The following is a 17,583-nucleotide window of genomic DNA, read 5'->3' on the forward strand; positions in this document are numbered from 1 at the left end:
TTATTTTAAGTCCGGGGCGTTTTGATTTGCCTCGGAACACGGAGACTGCAAGGAGGTAGCAAAAATGAATCAAGGCTTCAAAAAGTACATTCCCTTCCGCCCCGAGGTAATGCTCACCCGGGATTGGCCCTCCCGCGTGGTGACCCGTGCTCCCGTCTGGTGCAGCGTGGACCTCCGGGACGGGAACCAGGCCCTGGTGGACCCCATGGGCATGGAAGCCAAACTCGCCATGTTCAAAACCCTGGTGGAAATCGGCATCAAGGAAATCGAGGTGGGCTTCCCCTCCTCCTCCGAAACCGAGTACGAGATCATCCGGGAGCTCATCGAAGGGGGCCATATCCCTGACGACGTGACCATCCAGGTGCTGGTTCAGGCCCGTCCCGAACTCATTGAAAAGACCTTTGAGGCAATACAGGGCGCCAAAAACGTCATCGTTCACTTTTATAATTCCACCTCCACCCTCCAACGGAAGGTGGTCTTCCGCTCCGATATGGACGGGATCGTCGATATCGCCGTGAATGCCGCGCGGCTCATCCGGGAGCTGTCCAAAAAGATGGAGGGCAGCGGCACCAACCTGCGCTTTGAGTACTCCCCCGAGAGCTTCTCCGGCACCGAAATGGATAACGCCGTTCTGATCTGCCAGCGGGTCATCGAGGAGATCGGGGCAACGCCCGAAAACAAGATCATCCTGAACCTCCCCTCCACGGTGGAGGGAAGCATGCCCAACCTCTATGCAGACCAGCTGGAATACTTCTGCAAGCGCCTGCCCGGTATCGGCTCCGCCGTTATCAGCGTCCATCCCCACAACGACCGGGGCACCGCGGTTGCCACAGCCGAACTGGCCCTTCTGGCGGGAGCCGAGCGCATCGAGGGCACCCTCTTCGGAAACGGCGAGCGCACCGGGAACGTGGATCTGGTCACCCTGGCCATGAATATGTACTCCCAGGGGATCGACCCCGGCCTGGATTTCAGCGACATCAACCGCATCCGGGACGTCTACGAGAAGGCCACCGGCATGCGTGTCCATGAGCGGCATCCCTACGTCGGGGCCCTGGTCTTCACCGCCTTCTCCGGCTCCCATCAGGATGCAATCAGCAAGGGCATGAGCTACATGGTCTCCAGCAGCACTCCCTTCTGGGAGGTCCCCTACCTGCCTATCGACCCCGCGGACGTGGGCCGGCAGTACGAGCCCGTCATCCGCATCAACAACCAGTCCGGCAAGGGCGGCGCCGCCTTCATCATGCAGACCAATTTTGGCTTCGACCTGCCCAAGGCCATGCACCCGGAATTCGGCGCCGTGGTAAAAACCGAGTGCGACCGCACGGGGACCGAGCTGCCCCCAGAGGAGATTTTCCGTCTCTTCCAGCAGGAATACATCGATATCAAAGAGCCCTATTCCCTCATCCGGCATAAATTCCAGGAGGAAAACGGCGAGACCGGCGAGCCCCATGTGGTCTTTTCCGGCACCATTTGCTATAGCGGCAAGAATTTTGAAGTTACCGGAGAAGGCAACGGTCCCATCGACGCCTTCTTCAACGCCGTCGGCGGAATGCGCATCTCCGGCTTCAAGTTCCTCTCTTACAGCGAGCATGCCGTTTCCACCGGTTCGGATTCCATGGCGGTCGCCTATATCCAGCTCCTCTCTCCCGCCGGCGTCCCCGTCTTCGGCGTGGGCATCTCCCACAACATAAACCTCGCCTCCATCCGCGGAGTCCTCTGCGCCATCAACCGCGCGGTGAAAAAGGCTTAATACTGATATGCGATGGAAACGATGAAAATAAAAATCGAGGATGTTTTTCGTCCCGCAAGGTAGACGACGCCGGCGGGCTCTATGCCCGCCAAGGAGGATAACGACCCGGGGCGGAATACAGGCCGATTTTTATCATTGGGTTCATCGCATATTAGTATACATCAGGATCCCGGTTCAAAAAGAACGCGGCGGCCGCAAAATGCGGCCGCCGCGTTCTTTTTGAAATAACCGATCAGTCCGGCATTCCGTCCAGATTCTGTTTGCCAAGCGTCCGCTTGCCGGCTTCGATCTCCGAAACGACGCGTACTACCGCGTCGCAGTAGGGGGTCTCAATGCCGTATTTCCTCGCCGTGTCGGAAACCACGCCGTTGATGGCGAAGATCTCGCATTTTCTTCCCTTCCGCAGATCCTGCAGCATGGAGGCCTCGCCCTGGTTTCCTCCTAGGGTCTTGCGAACCACATCGATGGCGTTTTTCTCTCCCTCGGGAGTGGTGAAATCATATAGCTTGAAGAAATCCACGCCGAAAATCGGGGGCAGGACCATGTTCATGGCCTGGCAGACCTTCACCACTTCCCTGCCGATATGGACGATGCACTTGGCGCCCTTGTCGTCCGCCAGGGCATCGCCGAAGGTTCCGCCTATAACGGTGGACATGCCGGAGAAGGTGGAGTTGATGAGTACCTTGGACCAACGGTCCGCCATAAGGTTCTCCGTCAGATGAACCGGGCACATTTTTTCCAGGATCGCCTTGACTTCCAGCAACCACGGGGTGATGGGGCCTTCCACGGTGCCCAGGTGGAACGTGAAGAAGGGCGAATCCTCCGTGCAGCTCAGCTGGGATACGCCCGGCCCCAGGAAGGTTGCCGGCCAGCCCACAGGGGAGCCGCACACCTGGCTCTTGGGCCACTTTTCGGCTACCGCCAGCTCCGGCAGGCCGTTCTGACCGGTGCAGATGATGGTGTCCTTATGACAGTGAGCCACCATCTGAGGAATGGCGGTTGCGTTGAAGGTTTGTTTTGCAAGGTAGATAAACAAATCGAAGGTGCCTTCCATCTGGTCGGGGGTGCATGCCTTGACGGGAATGGTCATCTCCACTCCGCCCGTTACTCTGGCGCCCTTTGTGTTCAGCGCGTCCACGTGCTCCTTCCAGGCATCCACCAAAGTGACGTCCAGCCCCCCGCGGCTGAGATACGCTCCCAGGATGGTTCCCAGGGAGCCTACGCCCATAACTGCAATTCTCTTGATCATTTTTATCCTCCTTTATATAAATAAATGAATATGGATCGCGTTTGTGAAAGAGCGCGGTCCGTCCGGATTCTCGGTTTCTCAGTCTTTCCAGATTTTGAATACACCCTCGTCCTGCATGTTTTTCAGCAAAATTACAATCAGCGGCAAAAGGATCATTCCGGGGAATCCGAACAGATGCAGGCCCAGATACATGCAGATCAGCGTCACCAGCGGGTGAAGGCCGATCCGCGCGCCGATGATTCTCGGTTCGATGATGTTTCGCACCACGGTAATGGTTACGTACAGCAGAAGGATCGCGATCCCATGGCTGAACTGACCGATAATGAGGTATATGATCGCCCAGGGGATGAGAATCGTGCCGGTGCCCACCACCGGCAGGATATCCACAACGGCAACCACGGCCGCGATGATGACGGAATAGTCGACGCCGAGGAGCGTCAGCCCTATCGCCAGCTCTCCATAGGTGATAAGCATGATCAATGCATACCCCTGGAGCATCTTAACCAAAGTCAGCCCGCTGCTGTACCAGATCCTGCTGGCGACGCTCCGGTATTTCTCCGGAATCTGGCGCTTGAAAAACCGTTTGATGGAGTCAAACTCCACGCTGATAAAAAAGGTGGCGACAATAAAGATGATAAAACTGAGAAGAAGCCCGGGAAGCTTGGTTGCCCCGTTGGCCACGAATCCCACCGCGTTGGCGGACAGATCGGTGAGAGCGTTCTGAATGGAGGAAAGAAGATCATTCGTAATCTGGGAAATCTGACTTTCCCATTCCACGGGCATGTTGTTCAGGATTCCCTCCATCTGCGCTTTCAGAGCTCCGGCTACCGAAGGCGCTGTGTTCTGGAACCAGCCGGGCAGCGTCCTTACGAAGCTGATGGTCTCGTTGATGGCGCTGTAGGTAAGAAACCCCAAAGCCAGTACGATCACCACCACCGCCACCAGAGTCACCAGGGGCGCGACGATTCCACGTCTCGCCGAGGTTCTGCCGCAGATCCAGTTGATGGGCTTCTGGAGCATGACCGCAAGAATGAGGCCCACGATGAAGGGCGCAAGCCAGCTCAGCAGATATTCCATCGTTACATAAAAAATGACCAGGATGATCGCGACAAACAAGGCGTCGATGATGAATTTCTTTTTTCTGTCTGTGGTCAAGATATTACCTCTTTCTGATAAACGCATATCTACATAAAAATTGCGAATACGCGCAGAACCTGCTGCATGATTTTCCGGTACCAGGGCCGCTTTTTCCACTCTTCCAGGCTTATTTCGCGGCTTTGTTCCAGCGTTTTCCGGATATCTTCTGTGATAGCCGGAACCGCCGGAGTTCCGCACATCCAGGCGCCGCACTCATAGTGCATCCGGAAGCTCCGGTAATCCATGTTGATGCTGCCCTCCACCGCCGCCTCGCCGTCGCAGACGATGAGCTTTGCGTGGAGAAATCCGGGAGAATACTCGTACACCTTCACACCCCGGGAAATGAGCGTCCCGAAATAGGACTCCGCCACAAGATAGGTGTACCACTTGTCCGGGATGGCCGGTAGAAGGAGCCGCACGTCCACCCCGCTCTCCGCGGCGATGCACAGCGTGTCCAGCATGCCCTCTTCCACCGCGAAATATGGAGTTGTGATGTATACATAGCGCCTGGCGTTGGAGATCATCTGCATGTAGACCGATTCGGCCGGGTTGTCGGGATTGTTCAGCGGGCCGTCCGAAAAAGGCTGGCAGTAGCCCGCCCCTCCGCCGCCGGCCGGAGGCCGGTATGCGTCGTACCCCTTGGGAAGCTGCCCGCCGGACATCCTCCACATCTGAAGAAAAATCTTGGTGAGGCCCCACGCTCCGGGACCCTTGAGGCGGACCGCGGTGTCCTTCCAGTATCCGAACCGCCGGATCAGGTTGGCGTATTCGTCTCCGATGTTGACGCCTCCCGTATAGGCGATGTTCCCGTCCACCACAGCGACCTTCTGATGGTTCCGGTAGTTGAGGTACAGACGGCTGATGTATTTGAGCACAGGGTTGAAGACCGCGACCTGGATGCCTTCCTTCCGCAACCGGGCCGCCGCCTCGTCGGAAAACCGCAGGATGCTGCCGAAATCGTCCATCAGTACCTTGATCTCCACGCCCTGAGAGGCCTTCCGCAGAAGGATCTCCTCGATCCGGCTCCAGATCCGGCCTTCCGCCACAATGAAAAACTGGAGCAGAATATATTGCTGTGCCCCCTCCATGTCGTGAATCAGGCTCTCCAGCATCTCCTCCCCTGAGGGAAAGTGCCTCGTGGCGGTAGCTTCATAGAGCAGGAATCCCTCTCGGTTCAGATATCGGCCGATTCGGCCCCATGTGGGGTATTCCTTTTCGAGTCTGGAAACGGCCTCCCCGCTGCGGATCGCTTCTTCGTCCGGCTCCGTCACCGGGGGAGCCTGCTTGAGAATCTGGTGCTTGCCCTGTATGTTTCCTCCCCAGAGCAGGTACATGAAAACACCCACGACGGGCACCGTCAGAACCAATATGGACCAGGCGAGCTTGGAAGTCATGCTGGTTTCCCGGTTGATGAGCCGGATGATGCAGATAAAGCCGATAATCTGCATGGCAAGGTAGGCAAAGGTCGCAAACTCATGCAGCAGCTGCACGAACAGGACAATGACCAGCAACTGTGAAAGCGCCAGAATGATGGCCACGGTAACGCGGAAAAAACCGCTGATCACGCTTCCAGTTTTTATTTCCCTGCCGCCGCTCATTCCACGTCCTCCATCGTTTCGCCGGATAGTCTCCCTCTTCGCCCTTTCCCCTTTCGCCGCATTCCGCCGGAGATTTCCGTTCTGTATCCTCGGGCGGGCCGACACCGTCCGGTTTGAACCCTCTTGGAATTCAGTATAATTATATAGTAGAATACATCCCATAGCAACTGTTTCAAAAGATTTAAGGAATTCTTAAAACGCTTTCGATTCGGCGTCGGATCGGCTTTAGTCGCACAAAACGCGCTTGCTTCCCGCCGCGGAACATTCTTTTCGGCGGCTTCCTCCGGGTTCTCTTTGAAACCGTGGAAAAAGGTCTTCGGGTTACAGCAATATCTTGTAAAATGTCTAGAATTGTATTGAAAAAAAAAATCTTTGTGGTAAAATAGTTGCACTGTGTAAAAGGAGATGGATATTTTGGCTGTAGAAAACATGTTCTGGATCGGTCTGGTCGGAGCTGCGATCGCTCTGATTTTCGCCTTCACGAGAGCCCGTATGATTATGACTTACTCTGAGGGCACCGACCTTATGAAAGAAATCGCGGCGGCCGTTCGGGCTGGAGCCAACGCGTACCTCAGGCGGCAATACAGGGGTGTTGCCAAGTTCTTTGTCGTTATGATCATCATCCTCGCGGTGTTGGCCTTTTTGGGTCTCGTTTCCCCCTTTGTTCCCTTTGCCTTCACCACGGGCGGTATTTATTCCGGCCTCGCCGGCTTCATCGGCATGAAGATCGCCACTTCATCCAACGCGCGCACGGCGCATGCCGCTCACGAAAGCCTCAACCGCGGGCTCCGGGTCGCCTTTTCCTCCGGCGCGGTCATGGGCTTTACCGTGGTCGGTCTCGGTATGCTTGACGTTTCGATCTGGTTCCACATCCTGAAATACGCGTTCCACGCGGACGCCGCCACCATCGGCTCCACCATGGTTATGTTCGGTATGGGTGCTTCCAGCATGGCGCTATTTGCCCGGGTGGGCGGCGGCATCTTCACCAAGGCTGCCGACGTCGGCGCCGACCTGGTGGGTAAAGTGGAAGCCGGCATTCCGGAGGACGATCCCCGCAATCCCGCCGTTATCGCGGACAACGTGGGCGATAACGTGGGCGACGTTGCCGGCATGGGCGCCGACCTCTACGAATCCTATGTCGGTTCGATCCTTGCCTCCTTCGCTCTGGGCGTCTCCGCAGGATACGGCTGGAACGGGCTCTTTCTCCCCATGGCCATGGCGGTTGTGGGCATCATTGCCTCTCTCATCGGAACCTTCTTTATCCGCACCGGGGAGACAACCGATCAGAAAAACCTGTTAGGTGCCCTGCGCAAGGGCACGTATATCGCGGCGGGTCTTTCGGCCATTGCGGCCTTCCCCCTCACCTACTTCATCATGGACGGGAACATGGGGATTTTCGCCGCCATCGTATCCGGCCTGGTAGCCGGCGTTCTCATCGGATATTTCACCGAGTACTTTACCTCAGACACCTATAAGCCCACCCAGGAGCTGGCGGAGACCAGCAAGACCGGCCCCGCCACCGTCATCATCGGCGGCATCTCTCTGGGTATGAAATCCACCGCCATTCCCATCATCGTTATCGGCGCGGCCATCCTTGTGAGCTATTATGCGGCTGGCGGCGGAGCCAATGCGTCTCACGGGCTGTACGGCATCGGCATTGCGGCAGTGGGCATGCTCTCCACCCTGGGCATCACCCTGGCGACGGACGCTTACGGCCCTGTGGCGGATAACGCCGGCGGTATCGCCGAAATGTCCGGTCTGGGCGAGGAAGTCCGCAACCGTACCGACGCTCTGGACTCTCTGGGCAACACCACCGCCGCCACCGGCAAGGGCTTTGCCATCGGTTCCGCGGCTCTTACCGCGCTGGCTCTGCTGGTTTCCTACGTGGACATCGTCAGGACCAAGGACGCGGCCCTCCTGAATATCTCTCTCACCAATCCTCCCGTTCTCATCGGCTTGTTTATCGGCGCCATGACTGTCTTTCTCTTCGCGGCGCTCACCATGTCCGCCGTGGGCCGCGCGGCTCAGACCATCGTGGTGGAAGTCCGCCGTCAGTTCAGAGAAATCGTGGGCCTTATGGAAGGCAAGGCGAAACCCGATTATGAGACCTGCGTCGATCTGTGCACCCGGGGCGCTCAGAAAGAAATGGTTGCCCCCTCGCTCCTTGCAATCATTGTACCCGTTGTGACGGGTGTCATACTGGGAGTAAACGGCGTTATCGGCCTCCTTGCCGGCGCCACTGTAACCGGCTTCGTTATGGCGGTGTTTATGGCTAACGCGGGCGGTGCCTGGGACAACGCCAAGAAGTATATCGAAGGCGGGCATCTGGGCGGCAAGGGCAGCGACTGTCATAAGGCCGCCGTCGTGGGCGACACCGTGGGCGATCCCTTCAAGGACACTTCCGGTCCTTCCCTGAACATTCTCATCAAGCTCATCTCCACCGTGTCCATCGTATTCTCCATGCTGGTCATCAGCTTCCACATCTTCTGATACTGGAAAATTTATAACAAAGGACCGCGCAGGAAACTTCCTGCGCGGTCCTTTGTTCAGGGTTCTGGGACTCTTCGCGGCATCCCGCCCGCCGCGGTTCGGATATGCAGAGGATCCTGCGGATGAGGATCCGATCATGGCATATTTCCGTCAGAACGGAGCATGTGTTTCTTTGTAAACTTTGTGTAAAATACGTATTGTGCAAAGAGTAAAAAAATGATATCCTAAAACCGCTTGAATTTTGTACTTTGTTCTCAGTTTTTGCCATAAAAACGCTAAGAAAGTAGATTTGAGATGACTATACCATTCACCGGTTTTCTGCAGCAGATGGTTTCCAATCCGGCGCTCTTTATCACCGTCCTCCTGACCCTGGGAGTGGTTTTGGTCAACGGCTGGACGGACGCGCCCAACGCCATCGCCACCTGCATCTCTACCCGCTCCATGGCGCCTCAGCCCGCCATCATCATGGCGGCGATATTCAATTTTCTCGGTGCCCTGGTGATGACCTCCTTCAGCGCCACGGTGGCTCAAACCATCTACAAGATGGTGGACTTCGGCGGCGATTCCCACGTGGCCCTGGTCGCCCTCTGCGCCTCTCTCTTCGCCATCGTCCTCTGGGCGACGGCGGCCTGGTGGTTCGGTATCCCCACCAGCGAGAGCCATGCTCTCATCGCCGGAATCTCCGGCGCGGCCATCGCCCTTCAGGGTGGTATGGCCGGAATCAATATGTCCGAGTGGATTAAGGTCATCTACGGCCTGATCCTCTCCGTGGGCATCGGCTTCCTGTCCGGCTTCCTGGTGGTGAAGGGTGTCGAAGGCTCCTGCCGCAGCATCGACCGGAGGCATGCTCAGGGAATATTCCGGAATCTGCAGATTGTGGGCAGCGCGTGCATGGCGTTCATGCACGGAGCGCAGGACGGCCAGAAATTCATGGGTGTTTTCATGCTGGGCGTCTTTCTGGCCATGGGCCAGGGCAACGTCACGGAGTTTACCATTCCCCTGTGGCTGATTGTTCTTTGCTCCGTAGTCATGGCTCTTGGAACCTCCATCGGCGGATACCGCATCATCAAAGCCGTGGGCATGGACATGGTGAAGCTGGATAAGCACCAGGGGTTTTCCGCGGACCTTGCAGCCGCTCTCTGCCTTCTTGCCGCCACGCTTTTAGGTTTCCCGGTCAGCACCACCCACACGAAAACCACGTCCATTATGGGCGTCGGGGCTGCCAAGCGGATTTCTTCCGTAAACTGGGGCATTGTAAAAGAAATGGGGGTCGCCTGGTTTTTGACCTTCCCCGGCTGCGGACTGATCGGTTTTCTCATGGCTTTCCTCTTTATGCGGATATTCTGAGACCGGCCCCCTTCTGAATGGACGGGGCGGAAAAGGATGATAGTATGGCTAACAAAAAAGGCGAGGACTATTTTGCAATTTTTGTGGAGCTGGTGGACTTTTCCTGTAAATCCGCCGTGCTCCTCGGCGAAATCCTCAACGATTACCACTCCGGCGAGCTCCTGGAAAAAATGATTGAAATGCACTCTCTGGAACACGGGGGCGACGCGGCCAAGCATGTCATGCGGAAAAAGCTGGCCAAGGAGTTCATCACCCCCATCGAGCGGGAGGACATCATCGCCATGTCCGATGCCATCGACGACGTGACCGACGCCGTGGAGGACGTCCTCATGCGGATGTATATGTGCAATATTCAATCCGTCCGGGAAGACGCCCTCAAGATGGCAGATATCATCGTAAAGTGCTGCAACGCCCTGCGCCTTGCCCTGGCGGAGTTTGCGAATTTCCGGAAATCGGAGATTCTCCACGGCCTGATCGTCCAGATCAACCAGCTGGAGGAAGAGGGCGACCGGCTGTATACGGAGGCCATCCGGCGTCTGTACGTCGGCGCTCAGGATCACCTGGAGGTCATGGCCTGGGATCACGTCTTTCAGTATCTGGAAAAATGCTGCGACGCCTGCGAGGACGTGGCGGACGTTATCGAGAGCGTCATGCTGAAAAATTCATAACGGGACTGTGTTTTCCGGCTGCCGCAATATGCTGAAACTGCATATTGCGGCAGCCTTTTTTTCTTTCTTTCGGCATAATCCCGAAATGGCTGGGGAAGCTGCGTATTGCATTTGTGCCGTCAAGTTGCTATTATGGTATTTGGTTTCCTGAAATATATATCTCGGAGGTTCCGTATATGATATCCATTCAAAGAAGCGGCGCATACTGGTCGGACGGGCATTTCCTTTCTCCGTCGGAGGGGGCGGCCGCCGGATTTCCCGCGCCGGAAGAAGCAGCGCGCGGCACCATCGCCTATTCCATTCTGAAGTCGCACAACACTGGCGGCGACATGCGGAATCTTCATCTCAGGTTTGATGCCATTGCTTCCCATGACATCACCTATGTGGGCATTATTCAGACCGCCCGGGCCAGCGGCATGGAGTCCTTCCCCCTGCCATACGTCCTCACCAACTGCCATAACAGCCTCTGCGCCGTGGGAGGGACCATCAACGAGGACGACCATCTCTTTGGCCTTTCGGCGGCTAAAAAATACGGCGGCGAGTTTGTTCCCGCCCACCAGGCGGTCATCCATCAATACATGCGCGAACGGTACGCCGCTTCCGGAGCCATGATTTTAGCCTCGGACAGCCATACCCGGTACGGAGCCTACGGAACCCTCTCCATCGGGGAGGGCGGCCCGGAGCTGGCCCGCCAGCTGCTGCGGAAAACCTATGATCTTGCCTACCCAAAGGTGATCGCCGTCTGTCTGGAGGGCGCTCCTCGTCCCGGCGTCGGCCCGCAGGACGTGGCCCTCTCCCTCATTGGGGCCACCTTCAACGAGGGCGTCGTCAAGAACATGGTCATGGAGTTTATCGGCCCCGGCATTGCGAATCTTTCCATGGATTACAGAAACGGCATAGACGTCATGACCACCGAAACCTCCTGTCTCTCTTCCGTCTGGCAAACGGACGACGTAGTACGCCGCTCTTTGTCCGTCCATGGGCGGGAAAAGGATTACAAAACCCTCTCCCCCGCCCCCGTCGCCTGGTACGACGGCGTGATCCGCGTGGATCTCGGCAAGGTGGAACCCATGATCGCTCTTCCCTTCCACCCGGCCAACGCCTATCCCATCCGTGTTTTCAAAGAAAATATGGAGGACATTTTAAACCGCGTGGACGAGGACACCCTGCGCCAGCTGGAACCCAGCGAGCGTCCGGCGAGTCTGCGCAAAAAGATCGTGAACGGTGAATTCATAGCCGATCAGGGCGTCATCGCGGGCTGCTCCGGCGGCACCTATCAGAACCTGATGGCGGCATCCCGGATCCTGGGCGGCCATCCCGTGGGAAGCGACGCCTTCTGGCTGTCCGTTTATCCCGCCAGCATGCCCATCCTGCTGGAACTGACCCGGCTGGGCGTGATGTCCTCCTTTATGGCTTCCGGAGCCTCCGTCCGCTCCTGCTTCTGCGGCCCCTGCTTCGGCGCCGGAGACGTGCCGGCCAACGGCGGTTTTTCCATCCGGCATACCACCCGCAACTTCCCCAATCGGGAGGGCAGCAAACCCTCCGACGGGCAGATCGCTTACGTGGCTCTTATGGACGCCAGATCTATCGCTGCCACGGCTTTGAATCACGGCCGCCTCACTTCGGCCCTGGAACTGCCGGAGCCTCCCGCCGACCCCGCGGACGAGCCCTACCGGTATGACGACAGCGCCTACGAGGCCCGGGTTTACCGCGGCGTGGGTCATCCCCACCCGGAGACGCCTCTGGTGTTCGGTCCCAATATTGCCGACTGGCCGGAGCAGATCTCTCTGCCGGAAAATCTGCTGGTCACCGTGGCTTCCGCGATTTACGATCCCGTCACCACTACGGACGAACTCATTCCCTCGGGCGAGACCTCCTCTCTTCGTTCCAACCCCGTGCGCCTGGCGGATTTCACCCTTTCCCGCAAGGACCCGGGCTATGTGGGCAGAGCCAAGAACATTGCCGCCCTGGAAACCCTGCGCCGGAAAAACCCGGCCGATCCCGCCGTCCTGGCCGTCATGGACGGGTACGACCCGGCAGACACCGCTCTGGGCTCCGCCGTCATGGCCATCCGTCCGGGAGACGGTTCGGCCCGGGAGCAGGCCGCCTCCTGTCAGCGGGTTCTCGGGGGCGTTGCAAACCTCGCGGGGGAATACGCCACCAAGCGGTACCGCAGCAACGTGGTCAACTGGGGGATGCTCCCCTTTACGGTGAAGGATATCGCCTCTCTTGATCTCGCTCCGGGGGACAGACTGTATATCCCTGGTATCCGGGCCGCCCTGAGGGGGGACGCGGAAGAGATCTCCGCACTGCTCCTGAAAGACGGCGCCAGGCGTCCCGTCACCCTGAGCCTGCCGGGCCTCACCCGGGAAGAGCGGGACATCATCCTGGCCGGCTCTCTGATCAATTTCTACGCCCCGTGACAGGAACTGCGCGTCGGGAAAGAGATGTGCTCTTTTTCCCGGAACCCGCCTGCGGGCAGGCCGGCGTTCTGCGTTGTGTTGGACCTGTTCTGAAATGAATCCCGCCGGATTTTGTCCGGTGCATTCTCCCGCCGCCGAAGCGGCTATGCCATGATAATCGAGGTCTTGAACCATGGAGAAAACCGCGCAGCCCCATCCGAGCCTCCTGAAGATTTTTTTAATCACGCTCCGGGTGGGATTTTTCACCTTTGGCGGCGGTATGGTCATGTTCGCCATGCTGGAACGGGAATTCTCGGACAGGCAGGGCTGGCTCACAAAAGAGGAGATGATCGATCTTCTGGCCATCGCCCAGTCTCTTCCGGGCGTCATCGCCGTCAACTCCTCTCTCCTCATGGGGTACCGGCTGGCGGGCACCCTGGGCGCCCTGGTGGCGGTCCTGGGCAGCGTCATTCCTTCCTTTGTCGTGCTCGCCTTTGTCGCGATATTTTATGACGCTTTCATCACGAACCCGTATTTTGCCGGTGCTCTCCGGGGCGTTCAGGGCGCTGTGGTGGGCCTTCTGGTCTCGGTGCTGCTTTCTACCCGCAAGAAGTCTTTTTCCGCCCGCTGGGGCTATATCCTCTTCCCCGCCGCCCTCTGCGTCACCATCTTCATTCCGTCCTTCAACATCGTCTTTCTGCTGCTGGGGGGCGCCGCCATCGGCATTCTCGTGAATTTCGTCCTGATGAAAAAAAGGAGGCCTGAAGACTATGAGTGAGCTTTTGGACCTCTTTTTCATTTTCTTTAAAATCGGATTGTTCACCATCGGCGGCGGCTACGTGATCATCTCTCTGGTTCAGCAGGAGCTGGTCTCTTTGGGCTATATGACCCTGAAGGAGGCCATCGATATGGTGGCCATTTCCCAGATGACCCCCGGCGCCTTCGGGATCAACGCAGCCACCTTTACCGGAATGCGGCTGTACGGATTCTGGGGCGGCCTGGCCGCCACCCTGGGTGTCATGCTTCCCTCCGTTGTGATCTGCATCCTGGTGGCAAAATTCTTCTTCACCTTCAATAAAAAGCCTCTGGTCCAATCCGCCATGATGGGCCTTCGGCCCGTGGTCTTCGGGCTCATCACCTCCGCGCTTCTGACCATAGCCAAGGCCAGTCTCTTCCCTTCCGGATTTTTCGGATTCGACTGGCCGGTTGCGGTCATAGCCGTGGCGGTTTTTACCCTGATGGTGAAAACGAAAATCAATCCGGTATATCTCATTTTAGGTTCCGGAGTCCTGGGCGCGATCCTGTTCCATTGAAATCGGCGGGGGACCCGTTCGCGGATTATCCTCTTTGATTTACAAAACGCGTTTTTAGGGGTATAATACTTCCACGAATGATTACGCGCGTATGCCGTCCTGCGGAAAGGAATGGAAAATGAACGAAACGCAGAAGCGGATCCTTGCCCTGAAAGCCGAAAAAGGGGCTCTGATCCTGGCACATTATTATCAGACAATGGATATCCAGGAGATCGCCGACATCGTTGGCGATTCCTTTGAACTTGCAAAACAGGCCAAAGCCGCCGGGCAGCAAATCATCGTCCTCTGCGGCGTCAAATTCATGGCCGAAAGCGCGAAGATACTCAATCCCGGCAAGACCGTCCTCCTCCCCGTCCTGGATGCCGGCTGCCCCATGGCGGACATGATAACCCCCGATGACGTCCTGCGTCTTCGCAAAGAGCACCCCGATGCCGCCGTGGTCTGCTATATCAACTCCTCCGCCGCCGTGAAGGCGGTGAGCGACATCTGCTGTACCTCCTCCTCCGCCGTGCGGGTGGTGCGCTCCTTGCCCCAGAAAAAAATCGTCTTCATCCCGGATAAAAACCTGGGCGCCTATGTCGCCTCCCAGGTGCCGGAAAAGGAATTTGTCTTTTATAACGGCTTCTGCCCCGTCCACAACGGCGTGACCCTGCGGGACGTCCTGGCGGCCAAGGAAGCCCATCCCGGTGCCAAAGTACTGGTTCACCCGGAGTGCCGCCCCGAGGTCCTCTCCCACGCCGATTATATCGGGAGCACCAAGGGGATTCTGGAGTATGCCGCCGCCTCCGGCGCCGACGAGTTCGTCATCGGCACCGAAAAGGGCGTGGCCGAAAGGCTCGGCAGCCTTGCTCCGGACAAGCGGTACTATGTCATGACCGATCGGTTTACCTGTTCCGATATGAAAAAAACCCGGCTTTCCGACGTTTTGCGCTGCCTGGAGACCGGGACCTATGAGATTCAAATGACGCCGGAGGAGATTTCCGCGGCCTATCAGAGCCTCGACCGGATGATCCGGGTGCCCTGAGGTATCTGCAGGGCAAACGCGGCCGCGCGGTTCTCCGGGGTCTGTTGTCGCATGTCCCCGGGTTGTTTATTCGCCGGCCTGCGGGATTGATTTCTCTTCCGACACTCGTAAAAGGGGTTGCTCTCCATGCGGTATGTGTTCAGCGGCGATCTGAAGATTCAAAAAACGTCCCGGTACGACGTGCTCATCGTGGGTGCGGGCCTTGCGGGCCTGTATACCGCGCTCCACGTCAGTCCGGATCTGAAATGCGCCGTCCTCTCCAAAGAGGGGATCGATATCAGCAATTCCTGGCTTGCCCAGGGGGGGATTGCCGCCGCCGTCGCCAAGGACGACCGGCCCCGTTTCCATTACCAGGATACGTTGGTTGCCGGTGCCGGCCTCTGCGACAAGAAAGCGGTGCAGGTCCTGGTGGACGAGGGCCCCGGGGATATCCACACCCTCATGTCCCTTCACGTGCCCTTCGACCTGGACGAGGAGGGCGACCTGCAGATCACCCGGGAGGGCGGCCATAACCGCAACCGTGTGGTGCACGCCGGAGGGGACGCCACAGGGCGCGAAACGGTGAAGGTCCTGGCCGCTCTTGCCGGCCAGCGTCCCAACATCTCCTTCCTGGAACATACCTTTTTTGTGGACATCCTCACCGGCGGCCCCGGCGGCCCGGTCACCGGCGCCCTCATCTTCCGGGACGGTGCCTTTGAGCTGGTGTCCACCCGGAAAATCGTCATCTGCACCGGCGGGATCGGTCAGGTCTACCTGCACTCCACCAATCCCGCCGTTGCCACGGGGGACGGCATTGCCGCCGCCATGCGGGCCGGTGCGAAGCTCCGGAATATGGAGTTTATTCAGTTTCATCCCACGGGGCTCTGGTCGCCCCACCCCGAGGACAGGGCTTTCCTCATCTCCGAGGCGGTCCGGGGCGAAGGCGGTCTTCTGAAAAACAAAGACGGGACCCGCTTTATGGTGGGTGTCCATGAGCTTTGCGAACTGGCGCCCCGGGATATCGTGGCCCGGGCCATCGTCCGTGAAATGGCAAAGACCGGAACCGATCACGTCTTCCTGGACATCACCAGCAAACCGGAGCAGGCCCTTGCCGCCCGCTTCCCCACCATATACAACGAATGCCTCCGCCGCGGCATCAATATCGCCCGGGACTACATCCCCGTCTTCCCCGTCCAGCACTATCTCATGGGCGGGATTCAGACCGATCTGAACGGCATGACCAACATATCGGGGCTTTACGCCTGCGGCGAGGCCGCCTATACGGGGGTCCACGGGGCAAATCGCCTCGCCTCCAACTCCATGCTGGAGTGCCTGGTCTTCGGCCGCCGGGCGGCGATGCATATTGATAAAAATATCGAGAGGGAGCAGTCCGCTCCCCTGCCCGTTCTTCCCCAGGCTGCTCCGCGTCAGGCGGGAAACCTGGACTACAAGGCTCTCCGCAGGAAGATCCAGGTCACCATGAACGACTACGGGTATGTGATACGGACAAAAGCGGGCCTTACCGAGGCCCTGGCCGTCGTCAGCGGCATCCTGGAGCAGCTCCGGCAGTGCTGCGACAACAGCAAGGAGTACTATGAAGTGTACAACGTCGCCCTGGTGGCCCAGTCCATCCTGGAGGCGGCTCTTGCCCGCCGGGAAAGCGTGGGGGCCCACTACCGTGAAGACTGAAGGAGGCGAAACATTCCATGAACTATCTGGGCCTTGACCGGCTGCTTATGGACGCCCTGGAGGAGGACATCGGGACCGGGGATATCACCACCCTTTCCTGCGTCCCGGCCGGCAGCGTCTCCCGGGGCGTCTTCCGCGCCAAGGAGGATCTGGTGGTCTGCGGGCTGGAGGTGCTGCGATGCACCTTTCTGCTGGTGGACCCCGAGGTAAGCGTGACCTTTCTCACCCGGGACGGTGATTTTGTGAACAAGGGAGATATTATCGCCGAGATCTCCGGCCCCTCCCGCAGCGTTCTCACCGGAGAGCGCACCGCCCTGAACCTTCTCCAGCGCCTCTCCGGCGTCGCCACTGTCACCGCACGGGCGGTGAAGGCGGTTTCCGGCACCGGCGCCCGGATTGCAGACACTCGGAAAACTACCCCGGGCCTTCGTGTCCTGGAAAAATACGCGGTGAAGACGGGCGGGGGCGCCAATCACCGATTCGGCCTTTCCGACGGCGTTTTAATCAAGGACAATCACATCGTGGCTGCCGGCGGCATCGCTCCCGCGGTGGACGCGGTGCGTAAAAACGCCCCCCATACCCTGAAAATCGAGGTGGAGACCTCGAACCTCGACGAGGTGGAGGAGGCTCTTTCCGCCGGCGCGGATATCATCATGCTGGACAACATGGATTACGGTCAGATGGCGGAGGCCGTCCTCCGTATCGGCGGCCGCGCCCTGGTGGAGGCTTCCGGCAATATGGGAGACAAGGATCTGCGGAAGGTCGCCGAGACCGGCGTGGACATCATCTCCATCGGCGCCTTAACTCACAGCCCTAAGGCTTCCGACATCAGCCTCCAGTTTGCAAAATAACCTCCGGCGGGTGATCGTAAAGTATATTGAGCTAAAATGGGCGAGGCATACCTGATGCCTCGCCCAATCTGTCGAAAAAGCCTCGC

The 17,583-nt window shown here is 58.3% G+C and carries 13 protein-coding genes; 10 read left to right on the forward strand and 3 right to left on the reverse strand.

Going from position 1 to position 17,583, the window contains the following annotated elements; translation table 11 throughout:
* Nucleotides 1-64 precede the first annotated feature (64 nt).
* On the forward strand, nucleotides 65-1,750 hold the full coding sequence (gene leuA, locus B9A13_RS03145; RefSeq protein ID WP_084233608.1) for a 2-isopropylmalate synthase: 1,686 nt from the start codon (nucleotides 65-67) through the stop codon (nucleotides 1,748-1,750).
* A gap of 232 nt (nucleotides 1,751-1,982) precedes the next feature.
* Here leuA and B9A13_RS03150 read toward each other — a convergent pair whose 3' ends face one another.
* The 3 genes from B9A13_RS03150 to cls all read right to left on the reverse strand — a co-directional run bounded on the left by B9A13_RS03150 (nucleotide 1,983) and on the right by cls (nucleotide 5,734).
* Entirely contained in the window at nucleotides 1,983-2,999 is a 1,017-nt protein-coding gene (locus B9A13_RS03150) for a ketopantoate reductase family protein (protein WP_084233609.1), read from the reverse strand.
* 78 nt (nucleotides 3,000-3,077) lie between these two features.
* Nucleotides 3,078-4,154: a sporulation integral membrane protein YtvI gene (ytvI, locus tag B9A13_RS03155; protein ID WP_159448007.1), complete on the reverse strand. Its 1,077-nt coding sequence runs from the start codon at nucleotides 4,152-4,154 to the stop codon at nucleotides 3,078-3,080.
* A gap of 29 nt (nucleotides 4,155-4,183) precedes the next feature.
* Entirely contained in the window at nucleotides 4,184-5,734 is a 1,551-nt protein-coding gene (gene cls, locus B9A13_RS03160; protein ID WP_159448008.1) for a cardiolipin synthase, read from the reverse strand.
* Between the two features lie 405 nt (nucleotides 5,735-6,139).
* Between cls and B9A13_RS03165 the strand changes: the two genes are divergently transcribed.
* The 9 genes from B9A13_RS03165 to nadC all read left to right on the forward strand — a co-directional run bounded on the left by B9A13_RS03165 (nucleotide 6,140) and on the right by nadC (nucleotide 17,497).
* Nucleotides 6,140-8,224, forward strand: coding sequence for a sodium-translocating pyrophosphatase (locus B9A13_RS03165; RefSeq protein ID WP_084233612.1), 2,085 nt, complete (start codon nucleotides 6,140-6,142; stop codon nucleotides 8,222-8,224).
* Between the two features lie 294 nt (nucleotides 8,225-8,518).
* Nucleotides 8,519-9,571 (forward strand): inorganic phosphate transporter, encoded by a 1,053-nt coding sequence (locus tag B9A13_RS03170; protein ID WP_084233613.1) that lies wholly within the window; start codon nucleotides 8,519-8,521, stop codon nucleotides 9,569-9,571.
* Nucleotides 9,572-9,615: 44 nt separating this feature from the next.
* The gene (locus B9A13_RS03175) at nucleotides 9,616-10,239 is read left to right on the forward strand and encodes a DUF47 domain-containing protein (protein WP_084233614.1); all 624 of its coding nucleotides are present in this window, start codon (nucleotides 9,616-9,618) and stop codon (nucleotides 10,237-10,239) included.
* A gap of 176 nt (nucleotides 10,240-10,415) precedes the next feature.
* Nucleotides 10,416-12,662 (forward strand): hydratase, encoded by a 2,247-nt coding sequence (locus tag B9A13_RS03180; RefSeq protein ID WP_084233615.1) that lies wholly within the window; start codon nucleotides 10,416-10,418, stop codon nucleotides 12,660-12,662.
* 172 nt (nucleotides 12,663-12,834) lie between these two features.
* Complete coding sequence (locus B9A13_RS03185; protein WP_084233616.1) at nucleotides 12,835-13,419, forward strand: chromate transporter; 585 nt, start codon at nucleotides 12,835-12,837, stop codon at nucleotides 13,417-13,419.
* Nucleotides 13,412-13,954, forward strand: a complete 543-nt coding sequence (locus tag B9A13_RS03190; protein ID WP_084233617.1) for a chromate transporter — start codon at nucleotides 13,412-13,414, stop codon at nucleotides 13,952-13,954. The genes B9A13_RS03185 and B9A13_RS03190 overlap by 8 nt, the downstream gene beginning before the upstream one ends.
* A gap of 118 nt (nucleotides 13,955-14,072) precedes the next feature.
* Nucleotides 14,073-14,978, forward strand: a complete 906-nt coding sequence (gene nadA / locus B9A13_RS03195; RefSeq protein WP_084233618.1) for a quinolinate synthase NadA — start codon at nucleotides 14,073-14,075, stop codon at nucleotides 14,976-14,978.
* A gap of 126 nt (nucleotides 14,979-15,104) precedes the next feature.
* Complete coding sequence (nadB, locus tag B9A13_RS03200; RefSeq protein ID WP_084233619.1) at nucleotides 15,105-16,646, forward strand: L-aspartate oxidase; 1,542 nt, start codon at nucleotides 15,105-15,107, stop codon at nucleotides 16,644-16,646.
* A 17-nt stretch (nucleotides 16,647-16,663) separates the two neighbouring features.
* Nucleotides 16,664-17,497 (forward strand): carboxylating nicotinate-nucleotide diphosphorylase, encoded by an 834-nt coding sequence (gene nadC, locus B9A13_RS03205; RefSeq protein ID WP_084233620.1) that lies wholly within the window; start codon nucleotides 16,664-16,666, stop codon nucleotides 17,495-17,497.
* Nucleotides 17,498-17,583: the final 86 nt, after the last annotated feature.

The organism is Papillibacter cinnamivorans DSM 12816 (genome assembly GCF_900176335.1).
Classification (GTDB): Bacteria; Bacillota; Clostridia; order Oscillospirales; family Oscillospiraceae; genus Papillibacter; species Papillibacter cinnamivorans.

Coding starts and splice junctions, on each gene's coding strand:
- leuA (WP_084233608.1), top strand. CDS start 65: ATGAATCAAGGCTTCAAAAAGTACATTCCCTTCCGCCCCGAGGTAATG.
- B9A13_RS03150 (WP_084233609.1), bottom strand. CDS start 2,999: ATGATCAAGAGAATTGCAGTTATGGGCGTAGGCTCCCTGGGAACCATC.
- cls (WP_159448008.1), bottom strand. CDS start 5,734: ATGAGCGGCGGCAGGGAAATAAAAACTGGAAGCGTGATCAGCGGTTTT.
- B9A13_RS03165 (WP_084233612.1), top strand. CDS start 6,140: ATGGATATTTTGGCTGTAGAAAACATGTTCTGGATCGGTCTGGTCGGA.
- B9A13_RS03170 (WP_084233613.1), top strand. CDS start 8,519: ATGACTATACCATTCACCGGTTTTCTGCAGCAGATGGTTTCCAATCCG.
- B9A13_RS03175 (WP_084233614.1), top strand. CDS start 9,616: ATGGCTAACAAAAAAGGCGAGGACTATTTTGCAATTTTTGTGGAGCTG.
- B9A13_RS03180 (WP_084233615.1), top strand. CDS start 10,416: ATGATATCCATTCAAAGAAGCGGCGCATACTGGTCGGACGGGCATTTC.
- B9A13_RS03185 (WP_084233616.1), top strand. CDS start 12,835: ATGGAGAAAACCGCGCAGCCCCATCCGAGCCTCCTGAAGATTTTTTTA.
- B9A13_RS03190 (WP_084233617.1), top strand. CDS start 13,412: ATGAGTGAGCTTTTGGACCTCTTTTTCATTTTCTTTAAAATCGGATTG.
- nadA (WP_084233618.1), top strand. CDS start 14,073: ATGAACGAAACGCAGAAGCGGATCCTTGCCCTGAAAGCCGAAAAAGGG.
- nadB (WP_084233619.1), top strand. CDS start 15,105: ATGCGGTATGTGTTCAGCGGCGATCTGAAGATTCAAAAAACGTCCCGG.
- nadC (WP_084233620.1), top strand. CDS start 16,664: ATGAACTATCTGGGCCTTGACCGGCTGCTTATGGACGCCCTGGAGGAG.